Origin of the sequence: Pseudoalteromonas sp. SWYJ118, from assembly GCF_015864505.1 — a bacterium.
Taxonomy (GTDB): Bacteria; Pseudomonadota; Gammaproteobacteria; order Enterobacterales; family Alteromonadaceae; genus Pseudoalteromonas; species Pseudoalteromonas arctica.
In genome coordinates this window covers 71,129-82,343 of record NZ_JADYXC010000001.1, presented here as the reverse complement: position 1 = coordinate 82,343, position 11,215 = coordinate 71,129, and the positions used below count along the sequence as shown (strand labels likewise).

The 11,215-nt window shown below is 30.7% G+C and carries 8 protein-coding genes; 6 read left to right on the top strand and 2 right to left on the bottom strand.

The window, feature by feature from the left end:
* The first annotated feature begins 53 nt into the window (after positions 1 to 53).
* From I6F48_RS00430 to I6F48_RS00415, 4 genes are all read left to right on the top strand, one after another.
* On the top strand, positions 54 to 2,573 hold the full coding sequence (locus I6F48_RS00430) for a hypothetical protein (protein WP_197118593.1): 2,520 nt from the start codon (positions 54 to 56) through the stop codon (positions 2,571 to 2,573).
* 144 nt (positions 2,574 to 2,717) lie between these two features.
* A complete protein-coding gene (locus I6F48_RS00425) occupies positions 2,718 to 3,794 on the top strand; it encodes a hypothetical protein (RefSeq protein WP_197118592.1) in 1,077 nt (358 codons plus the stop codon).
* A gap of 78 nt (positions 3,795 to 3,872) precedes the next feature.
* A complete protein-coding gene (locus I6F48_RS00420; RefSeq protein WP_197118591.1) occupies positions 3,873 to 4,550 on the top strand; it encodes a hypothetical protein in 678 nt (225 codons plus the stop codon).
* A gap of 595 nt (positions 4,551 to 5,145) precedes the next feature.
* Positions 5,146 to 5,925, top strand: coding sequence for a reverse transcriptase domain-containing protein (locus I6F48_RS00415; protein ID WP_197118590.1), 780 nt, complete (start codon positions 5,146 to 5,148; stop codon positions 5,923 to 5,925).
* Between the two features lie 39 nt (positions 5,926 to 5,964).
* Here the strand turns inward: I6F48_RS00415 and I6F48_RS00410 are convergent, their stop codons facing one another.
* Both I6F48_RS00410 and I6F48_RS00405 read right to left on the bottom strand, forming a co-directional pair.
* Positions 5,965 to 7,020, bottom strand: coding sequence for a hypothetical protein (locus tag I6F48_RS00410; RefSeq protein WP_197118589.1), 1,056 nt, complete (start codon positions 7,018 to 7,020; stop codon positions 5,965 to 5,967).
* Positions 7,021 to 7,131: 111 nt separating this feature from the next.
* Positions 7,132 to 7,839 (bottom strand): hypothetical protein, encoded by a 708-nt coding sequence (locus tag I6F48_RS00405; RefSeq protein WP_197118588.1) that lies wholly within the window; start codon positions 7,837 to 7,839, stop codon positions 7,132 to 7,134.
* Positions 7,840 to 8,139: 300 nt separating this feature from the next.
* Here I6F48_RS00405 and I6F48_RS00400 point away from each other — a divergent pair, with 300 nt between their 5' ends.
* Positions 8,140 to 9,318 carry a hypothetical protein gene (locus tag I6F48_RS00400; protein WP_197118587.1) on the top strand — a complete coding sequence of 393 codons (1,179 nt, stop codon included), beginning with the start codon at positions 8,140 to 8,142 and terminating at the stop codon, positions 9,316 to 9,318.
* 119 nt (positions 9,319 to 9,437) lie between these two features.
* The gene (locus I6F48_RS00395) at positions 9,438 to 11,186 is read left to right on the top strand and encodes an LA2681 family HEPN domain-containing protein (RefSeq protein ID WP_197118586.1); all 1,749 of its coding nucleotides are present in this window, start codon (positions 9,438 to 9,440) and stop codon (positions 11,184 to 11,186) included.
* The last annotated feature ends 29 nt before the right edge of the window (positions 11,187 to 11,215 follow it).

Sequence of the window (11,215 nt, the reverse complement as noted above, 5' to 3'; positions counted from 1 at the left end):
ATTGAAATATACCCTGTATGTGATAATTCTGACTGTAAGACAAGGAAAGAATTATGAGACAAAGGTCGGGGAAATTATCAATTATAAACATTATTAGTAGAAGCTTTTCATTGATAAAAAAATCATTAATTTTTTTATGTTTATCCTATTTATTTGCTCCTAAAGTTAATTTTAAAAAAATAAGAGCAATGTATTCGGCTATAGAAACACCTTTAGCTTGGTCTTTTTTCCTTACCTTTATTTCATTATTTACACTTCAATCTTCTGCTGTAAATCAAATAATGTTTAATTCTGAATATACGGTAATAGCTGATATTTATTATTCAGTATTCCCTTACTTACAAGATGAAAACCTTATTCGCTCTCAAAATTATGTTTCACCTGAAATATCAACAAAATGGGCTTCATATTCTGAAATATTGGATCAAGTTCTCTTGTCATTTATAGTATTTCCTACACTATTTTTTGCCACTCAATTTCTTATGAAATCAATGGCTGGAACTAGGGATGTGAATACAAGCAGCAGATTTTTTGCTATGTGTTTAATTTTATATTTATCTTCACCATTAAGTACATTTGAAGTTGAAACGTCAACTGGTCATATCCACAAAATTAACCCTGTACGTTATGTTATGCAATCGGTAACAGGTAAAGTTATTAATGATATTGAAAAAGTAATGCAAGTAAATAACAGCCAAGAAGTAACGATAAATTCAGTTCAACTTGCAGAGCCTAGAGCTTTAATGAATGATTTCAAGCTTATCACCAATGCTTTTATTAAAAATGTTGGGTCATCATCGGTTGATTTACATACTAAATTAAATGTTGAATTCAAAGAAGGAAAATACTCTGCTCGCTTTGAAATGGGCGGAGAAGCAACAACTATCACTTTATTAAGTAACGAAAGTTTAAATAAAAAAGCTGATATGTTTGGTATTGATTTAGCATCGCAAGAAAAAGAAATGGTTAAAGATTACTTTAATGCTTTATTCAATCACAGCACTAAAGTTAATCAGAATATTTCTAATATTCAAATAGCGATTAATGATGCAAGGACTTCTGATTTTACAGATTTTGATAATCTATATTTCAAAGATTCAATGTTTGAAAAAGATTATAAGGAATACTGCTCTTCAATTTACACTCATGATTTATCAGGTGCGGATCTGGGTGTTATTAATACTTATATTGAAGTAGCTTCCCAATGTGCATCACACACCTTTTTAGTTAAACATTATAAAAACCCTAATTTTGATGCTAATAAAATACTATCAAATCAGGGGGAGTTAAAGTACAGACACGCTATGCTCTTTGGCTTAAACAACTTCACAATGACTTTTGATGAACTTAAATCAGAAACAAAAGGTTTATGTGCTTCAAGTTATTTTACTTGCGCTGAAAGTGTTCAAATGCTGGCGAGAGAGAATATAGACAATGGCTTTAATTTAGGTCTTTTAGCGACACCTGTTCATATAATCAATAAGCTTCTTTCTAGTTATATTGATATTTCAGGTGATATTATGAAGCATCGTGTTGTTTCTCAAACAAGTATTCAAGGTCTTGGTTTTACAGATAGAACTCTTAACAAAAACGCTGATTTCTCTATTGCGTTTATTAGAGATAATACAAACTATGGTTTTGAAGTCGTTAATCCTATTGACCTAATAGATATTTCAAAACTTACAGAGCCTTCTTTAAATGAGATTTTAGATACGGTTTCAGGCTTTTCACTAAATTCAGTATTTCAACGTATAACAACGTGTTTTAACAGGCCAAATGAAATTATTTCTAATTTTAAGTGTAATTCAATAACTAAAGAATTAACTGATTTAGGCACAGGTGTTATTCAATGGGCTATAAGTTTAAAAAGTGGCGCAATGTTAATGTCATTCAATGCTTCAAAACCGAAAGGAAAAGCGTTAAAAATGGCTAAAAAAGGATTGGGGAAATATGCTTCTTCAGTAAGTGCTGTCTCTGCGGTTCTTGCTCCTGTAGCTTTTGATAATTACTTTAAAAGCAGTCCTTATTTTTCAGCACGGGGCGCACAAGCGATGCTTACTACCTCATTAATACTTGAATATTTTGGATTGAAAATTGTAGCTTACTTAAACAATCTCGCTTGGGCTTTAATGGTTCTTGGATTTACTCTTTACTACATTGTTTTTGGCGTTCCAATGAGCTTTTTCCTATCATTCTTAATGAAAGTATACGCCACTATGATTAACACTCTAATTGTCTTTAATAGAGCTTACATCAACGGATATTCAAAAGGGATTAGTGGCGTTGAAGAGCTTTATGATGAATTTATAATTGATCTCTCGCAGATACTATTGATCGGCATTATATCTTTATTAATATTTACTCAACTAGATATAGCCCTTATTGTTATTTTTGATTTTATCTCTGATTATATAATTGCTATGGGTGCAACAATCACATCTCAAATATTAAATATTCCTGCTCTTTTATCAGTATTAATATCAATTTTAATACTTATGAAAAACCTACCTAAAGTGTTATTAGATAAAGTTGATGCTCAAGCAACATACTTATTACAAGAATTAAAAAAATAAGTAGATATATTTCGTTCAAAAAAACATTCATTTTTATATTTTGTACTGTAAATACTAATAATTATTTTCTGGATGTAGTCTGTCTCTTTCAAATATCGAAATATATGTAATAAGTAATATATAGATATTGAAAAGGAGTTAATTATGAATAATGGAACAAATATACCAAACGATGAAATAGAAGATGCTGATTTTGATGATGTGATTGAAATGGATCATAAATCTCTCAAGATGAAATTACCCACAGTGTTTAACCCAAAACTTGAAGAACTTTATGATTTTAATAATATCTTTGATCTAAAAGCGAATCCTCAAAAAGACCTTGAAAAGTCTGAATTAGAACTTGAAGAGGAAATCAAAGAATCAAAACTACGTGCCGATTTTTTAAGAGAAGTTAATGAAAGAAACTTTTCACCATTTGAGAAAATAAAAAACAATTATTATCTTGATGGTGTGTTAGCAATTAAAGTTAAAAAATCATTGTTTGGTAAAGTTAAAGGTGCAGAAGCCGCACCTAACGCTTCCTCTAAAATAATTAGTGCAATGCTTTCAGAGTACAAACCTGTTATTACTGATATTGAAGTAGATAACCCTGACTTTATGGATAACTTCAAGCAAGGTTTAATTATGGCAGTTGATGAAGATGATTTTGATATAGATACACTTAAGGTTGCTAGCGGCTGTCCGAAACGTAAAGAGATGCTTAAACTTATTGATGAAGTTAAGAATAGAAACTCTTTAAAGTTAGGTGATGAACTTGATAAGCCTGAACCAGAAACAGCAATAAAGAACAGCTTTAAGCTCAGTGACACTGATGATATTTTAGAAAATATTGATGATGAATTAGAGTTATCTTCAATTGGCTATGATGATGAAATGTCCGATTCTGATTATAATTTAGAATTGTTAGCGTTAGAAAATTTTGATAATCCTGATCTTAAGTTACTGGCGCATTCACCAGACTCGCCTTTGAATGATTTTAATAATGAGATACCTACTTTACCAGCCCCAGAACAAGACTTTGATAAGGTATTCAACGTTGATGATTTAAGCTTTGATGATGATTTAGAAATAAAAAAAGATACTAAAAAAACATTTGATAGAAATGAAGAAATGGAAAGCTTAAAGGATATATTATCGAAAGAAAGTGAGCCTGATAAAAACTCATTGAATAAATCAAATAGAAATACAAATAGAAAAAATTCAAAACTCAGAATATAAAAACCCATATAGATTAGACATATCTTTTAATAACTATATTTTATATTATTAAAAGATGATTGTTATGTGGAATATATTATGACTAAAGATATACCAATAAAAAAAATAGATGTTGAAGCTGAACTAAAAAAATATGATGCAGAGCAAGCTGAAAAAGCAAAAGCGCAAGCTGAAATTAATAAAGAAAAGCGTGATGCAAAAATGGCTGAACTTAAGCGTAAAGTAAAAATCAATGATCAGCTTATAAATATTGTTGAAGAAGAAAACCCTGAAATCATTACAGATACTTTAAATGCATTATTACCTTGGATAATAAGTAATCTCCAATATGCTGATATTTCTTTAGTTAATGAACTGATGAAAAAAGTAGGTAAAAAAACTAATGATTCAAAAGGTGTAGGTCAAAATCTAGGGAGAACTTATTTAATTTTAGATGGAATCAAGTTTAAGTCTAAATATCTTGATTTGTATAACTCTTTGATTGAAAAAGTCGGTGTTACTACTTTACAGGAAAATAAAGATCAATTGGTTGTTACTGCTAAGAACTACGGACCTTCCTTTAAAAAACTTGTTGAGACTAAAGGATTTAAAGCGATACTTAAATCAAAAGGAAAAAAAGAAGTTTCTGCAACGGCTGTAATGTTGCTAGAGTTCTGTATTGCTAAAAAAGTTGTTGATGATAAGACTATTGATAGTCTTGAGGTGGTAAAAATGAAACCTCTAAATTACTTTAACACTCCCTTATTAGAAAATTAAACATCAGATAATCAAAGACAGCTTCATAAGCTGTAGTTGGAATTCTAACTTGAAACTACTTCCTAACTACAAAAATAAAGGCAAAACGTCTATTTAAAACGCTCTGACCACATTAATTATTCATCAACACGAGCACTCTACTCTTTTAGGTCGGTAGAGTTGGGAATTAACGGGCCTGTTCTATTCTCTGTCTTTAAATTTTATATGTGTTTAGCTCCTGAAATACATTGACAGCAAGCCTACTAAAAAATATCATTGATTTTCCTGATGTTAGGCACTTGTTGCCCCCTCTGTAGCTGTCACATTGTGATTCTTATGGATGCTATGTTGTTGCTTTCAATGTTTATTGATTTCAATTTTATAATGGTTGTCCTGAAAAGTTAGTTTTAGTCATGCGCTTGCGCTAGGCACGTCAGGATAATACGGAGGGCGTGATTATGAATAATAATTCAAATCATAGCCTCGTTAAAGAGCGTTTAGTGGTTGCTATCTTGATAGTTAAACTACTAAAAGTTACAGGTGAATTTTTACCTGTAGCTATTGAACTCCTTAACATGGCTACTTACTACTCATCTAAACAGGTACGTTGGCTGATATGTCGTTTGAACCACCTTGGATTCATAAATTTGAAGTTAAGCCAGGTTCGTGGGTATATATCCCATCAACAGCAACTAGAGTCCTTGGAGAGCGAATAGCCAAGCAAGTTAAAAGTGTTTGGCATGCTCCTAATTATTTTTATCACCTGAATCAAGGTGGTCACGTTAAAGCCTTGCATTCACATTTAAATGACAATTATTTTGCGAGCATTGATATTAGTGATTTCTTTGGTTCCATTAGCCGAAGTCGGATTACAAGATCTCTTAAAAGAAACTTTGGATATGAACAAGCTAGAGAAATAGCAATGGCCTCTACAGTTAAACACTATAAACTAGAGAAACATTCGCATTCTCTACCGTTTGGCTTTGTGCAGTCCCCTATTTTAGCCTCAGTATGCCTCGATAACAGTACATTAGGTGAATGTATTAAAGCATGTTCAAACAATTCAACTTTAAACATTAGTGTATATATGGATGATATTGTTATATCAAGCGACTCTATACAAGAGTTAACAAAGCAAATGGAATTATTAAAAGATGCAGCGAAGCGTTCACATTTTTCATTAAATGCAGAAAAAGAGTCTCTACCTTCTGATTCGGTAGTTGCATTCAACATCGAACTTTCTCATTCCTCGTTGAAGATCACTGATAGTCGCTATGTTCAATTTGTTCAAGCATACTTAACAGCAAAGTCTGAACCTGAAAGAGAGGGTATTGTTGGTTACGTAGGTACTGTTAATTTTAAACAGGCTAAGTCACTAGAAATGCTTCAAATATAAATATATCAGACCATAAGAGCTATTTGGGATTGGAAGTTATTACTCATACTTAAGCTCTCCAAAAAGTCCTATCATCAGATCATCTTCTAATACCTCGTATGGAAGTTCTATGTACTCTTTAGGATGTCTTGGTTTTGCTTTTCCATCATGTGGCGCATTCTTAGTATGACCTTGAACGAACTCTCCATTTTCTTTCTCATAAGGAAGTACAACAATTCGTCCATGATTTTTCGATAGAATAGTTCCTGTTTTCCAAAGCGTATTTCCAGATTTTTCAGCGTCAGAATAACTAACTTCTTTTACTATCCAGCCTATATTGTCATTTTCCTCAAACCAGAATACAAAGCCTGAAGCTACAACAACCTTTTTTCCTTGTTGTTCAGCTTCAGCTAGCATTCGTTTTACGCTAGCTAATTGAAGCAACTGATTTGCTCTTGGGAGTAGAATTTCTCTAATCTTAGATTTTGTTTTTCCCCAGTGTTCGTCTCCATTAAAGCCAAATGCAGCAGCTATTTTTTCTCTATAGAAATACTTAGCCGTTTGTTTAGTATGTTTTGCTCTGGTTGACCAATCATGTTCCTTTTCTCTGAGTAAACTCGTTCCATATCTCTTCAGTCTTACAAAATTTATATATGGAGTTTCTTGTAATATATCCATTAATGGCTCTAAAAGTCTTTCTCCATTTTCTGGTAATACAATGTCGTTGTTCGTTGGTCGAGGTGTTTTCTGATGTCTACGGATGCCTTCTGTAAGCATTAGTTGCTCTTCACCAAATAAGCGACTTTGTTTGGTTATTATTTTTTCAACTTTCAAGAGTAATGACTCTTTTTCTCTTATAGGAAAATTAAGATTGGTAATTTTTCCTAATAGTCCCTTATTTCTTTCTACAGCAACTTCAACAGCTAATTCATATGAGTTATAAACATCAACTTTTACGTGTTTTGTTTCAAGCTCAATGTGGCCGAGATACCATTTTAAACTGCCATCTTTACAAAGCTTTAACTCATACATTTGCCATAAACAGTTTTCATACCACGGTTGAGGCCAAGCAGCTAAAGTGGGTAGCGAATATCCTTGCATTTGTTCTAACAGCATCTTTTATTTCCAGAGAATCGTCACTAGTTGAATAAATACATCATAACCACATCCTCAAATGGATGTTAGTGATATTTGAACTACCATACAGAAGCGTTATTTCGGTATTTATTAGTGTAATGCTTTTGATATAGCAACTTTGATTAGATAAATTTCAGGGAAGTCTATTTTATTATGAATAAGGTTAAATTTGGGGTGTGTACCTTCTAAATATTTACTACCTCTCAAACAGCCAATAATCGCCTCTTCGCAATCCGTTTTATTTAATACCATTGGAAGCTTTAAAAAGTTTTTTTCAATGATTCTACAGATCTGAAAATAATCATCTTCATTATTATCAATAACAGATTTAACAAGATATATAGCTTGTTTGTAATTTATGTTTATCTTTTGAAGCTCCTGATTTAACTTTTCAATTATAGCTTTGTCTTTTTGAATAAGATGAAAGCTCATTTTAAGAGCGTTACCGTGAAGTCTGTTAGCTGTTGTAGCCAATCCTAACTGATCTGTTAAATCATCAAACAATTCAGGTTCGGTTAAACTTTCAAGAGATTTAATTAAGCCTGTACCAGTTAATATCTGTTCAAGCTCTGTAATTTTCTGCTTGTTATGTTTTATGTGTTCATTGCAAATATCTTTATTCTTTTTATTTTTGTTTTTTTTGAACAGCTTGATAGAACTTTTTATTTGGACATTTATTGAGTTTAGTTCTTCCAACAAGTGATTTAATGTTTCTTGTTTAAGATTTAAAACTAAAAATAAATCTCTAAAATCATACCTACTTTTATAATTATTTATCTGGTGTATTGTATCTTTCATATTAAAACTCCTTTTTTATATACTCCTGATTATATTTAATCATCTAGTTTGTTTTTTACAAGAAACATTAATTTACAACAACTTAAACTTCCAGTGATAATTTACTTCTGTTTCCTTAAAAGCTTTGTTTATAGCTATTTTGATTGAAATTATTACTTTGTTTTTTAATGACAATATAAATTTTGATGCCGATATTTCACATAAAATAAAGGTTAAAAAATATATACACCAAGTAATAATCTCTTTTGTATTTGAGTTATTGTTTCTCCGTGGTAATAGATCTATAAATGGAGAAAAGTTATGGAAGAAAAAGATAAGAAAGTATTATTCTTAAAAGATTTAAAAAGTAAGTTATCTGGGAATAATTACACAGGAATAAAAGCTACCGTAGAAATAAATGAGGGGTTTAAACCAACATTTATTATTTTAAGATACCCCAACTCAATCTTAAATCCTTCTAGTTATATGGCTCAAAAAAATGCATTACATTACTTAAATAAACATATTGATAAAGCAATTAATGAATGTTTTCCTGACTTGATTTTAATAAGAAACGAACATTTAATACCGAAAACAAATGAAGAAAATATTGCCGATGAAAAGCGTGAACGAGTTGTTGAAGAAAAACGCTTAAAGAAGATTAAAGATGATGAAATTAAAAGCTTTAATGATAATCACGGTTCAATTTTCAGTTTTAAATCGTCAAAATCACTTTATCCTAATTTCGTTGAATTTAAGCCTAATGCCACGACTTTGAATATTTTGAAAAAATATATTCACGATGATTATATTTCAGAGCTTGAAGAGTATTTTCAACTTTCCCCAGAAGAGTATTTTAATATTAAAATTCAAAATGGTTCTGTGAATCATTTTGAAAGTGAAAATTTAAATATTGGATTTATGTACTCAATGAATCTACTTAACAATAAGATGTACGTTGTTAAGCCTTTCGCTATTCCAAAACCTTTAATTAATTTACTGATAACAGGTAGCACTAAATATTCAATAAAACCTGCAACATCAGATCTCTTAATCAGACAAAAACTTAAAAAGCTTCCCTTGCGAATATTGGAGCAAGATAAAACACCATTTTGTAACTTTGTTTTTAGGCATATTGAAAAAATAATTACGTTCAATCCATATTTTGAAAAGGATTTAGATTTTCATCTAACAAACAAACTATTTAGGGATAAGAATCAAGAGCAAGTAACCAAGGCTCTAAATAGATACTTATCAGAAAATAATATGTTGTTAAGTGATTTATTCAATGTAGATACCTCTACAAATGATGGAATGAAGCTTACTGAATTATATCGAAAACAACTGATCTTAATTTTCACTTTGCTGATAAGTAAATATTTCAAATTATATTATGAAAATAATATTGATATGAGTGAATATACGAAAAGTGAAGGTGAATCAAATACTTTACAAGAAAATAAATCTAAAGGAACAAAAATGATGAAAAACCGAATATAGTTTTTTTCACAATGTATTTAGGATGATTTTTTGATATTCTGATATGAACAGTAGGAGCTTCATCGTAGCTCTATAACTAAAAAATCAAAGATAGCGACTGCTGCCTTTTAGAGTGATTTATGGAAGATGATACTAAGCTAGTTTTGATAGACAATTCGGCAATGGCTTTATTTGAAGCAAGAGCAGATGAATTAATCCTATCTGGTAATAAAGAAGAGTTAGCAAGTTTCGTTAAGGCTATAGATCAAAAGACTTTCACTTTTGATGATTATTTCCTTGAAGCTCGGTATTTTTACACATTAGCAAATTGCTATTCTGATGTTTATCGTTACCGTGATAGTGATTGGTATTCAGAAGATTTAAGCAAAGCTGTGGTTAATTTCCGTAAAGCCCTCTACGCCATAAAACATATTGAAGACCCAAATGTTATTCAGTTAAATCTTAGAAGCAGAATTGAGACTAATCTTGCTAATTACTTAAGTAGTCAAGGAAGAGCGATATGTGCTTTAGAGCATTGGAATAATGCTCTTGATATTAATGATAACCCTGTTGCCATTATCGCAAAAATTAATAATGCCTTTTTCATTGCCGAATGCTTATATGACAAGTTCCATTCTCATTATCACTATTTTGAAGCGTATAAGCTAATTTGCTTAGGGTTTGAAAGTTTAAATAACCTAGAAGAAGAGCATCAAAAAGCTTATTCAGAAGATGGGAAATTTCTCAAATTCAAATTATGGTTTGAAACAGAATTTCAAGAGTATGACTTTAGCCTTATTGATAATTATAAAGAAGATTTTAAATCTAAAAAACAAAAAGACTATCTAAGATGGTGCGGTGCTCATCGACTTTTTCTTAATGACTTAAATGATTTATACAAAACAGAGCTGACTTATACTGATTGCTTTACGCTACCTACCATTACACAGAGTATAAATAGGACTTTAACGTATAATGAAGATTTAATTTATCATGGTAATTTTGATGAAATAAAAAATGACTACTGTTACTCAAGATATTTGATTTTTTCTTCCTTGAATATTTCTAATGAGCAAGAACACTTTTTCAATGGCACTTATGATCGAGTTGATGATATGACTCACTCATTAACAAACCTTAAATCCCAGCATTATAAAACGGCCTTTAAAACTCTCTATTCTATATTTGATAAAATAGCCTATTTCTTAAATTCCTTTTATGACCTAAATAAAATAGATTCAAAAATTTATTTTCATAATATTTTTGGCCAAATAAAAAATGGTAAGCTCAAACCACATAAAAAACTTATTGATAGTCAAAATTATTTTTTACACGCACTATTCTTTATTTTGAAAGATATTCGTAATTCAAACTCAAAAGAGCTTGAAGCCGAGTCTGAATCTTATTGGCTTGATCCAGATATTGAAGCATTTAGTGAGATAAGAAATGCTATGGAGCACCGCTCTTTGAAAATTGTTGATGCTTTTGGTCATACACTGACTAAAAGTAGCATTGAATTTCATCAAAGATATGTTGATGAACTAATAGAAAAGAAAATAACGATTCAGCACGAGCTTGAGTGTATTTATCCAAAAATAAAACAAGCAAAAAAGGCTGGCGATTTAAATACTAAAGCGAAGCTAGATCTAGAAAAAAACAAACTTGATTCAGCCTTGAATAAATTAGAAATCAAACTTACTGATAAAGAGAAACGTTCTAAGCACTCCTTACTAATCACAGATGAAGAGTTTGAATTAAGACTATTCACGCTTATGAAATTGGTTAGAAACTCTATTATGTATCTATCATTAGCTATTAACCATGATGAGATGTGTAAACCTGCTAATGATTACACTTCCTTAGAAATGAATGTACCTTTAAAAGTGTAGTGATTTCATTCGATAGCACCGTTACAAAA

Coding starts and splice junctions, on each gene's coding strand:
- I6F48_RS00430 (WP_197118593.1), top strand. CDS start 54: ATGAGACAAAGGTCGGGGAAATTATCAATTATAAACATTATTAGTAGA.
- I6F48_RS00425 (WP_197118592.1), top strand. CDS start 2,718: ATGAATAATGGAACAAATATACCAAACGATGAAATAGAAGATGCTGAT.
- I6F48_RS00420 (WP_197118591.1), top strand. CDS start 3,873: ATGACTAAAGATATACCAATAAAAAAAATAGATGTTGAAGCTGAACTA.
- I6F48_RS00415 (WP_197118590.1), top strand. CDS start 5,146: ATGTCGTTTGAACCACCTTGGATTCATAAATTTGAAGTTAAGCCAGGT.
- I6F48_RS00410 (WP_197118589.1), bottom strand. CDS start 7,020: ATGCTGTTAGAACAAATGCAAGGATATTCGCTACCCACTTTAGCTGCT.
- I6F48_RS00405 (WP_197118588.1), bottom strand. CDS start 7,839: ATGAAAGATACAATACACCAGATAAATAATTATAAAAGTAGGTATGAT.
- I6F48_RS00400 (WP_197118587.1), top strand. CDS start 8,140: ATGGAAGAAAAAGATAAGAAAGTATTATTCTTAAAAGATTTAAAAAGT.
- I6F48_RS00395 (WP_197118586.1), top strand. CDS start 9,438: ATGGAAGATGATACTAAGCTAGTTTTGATAGACAATTCGGCAATGGCT.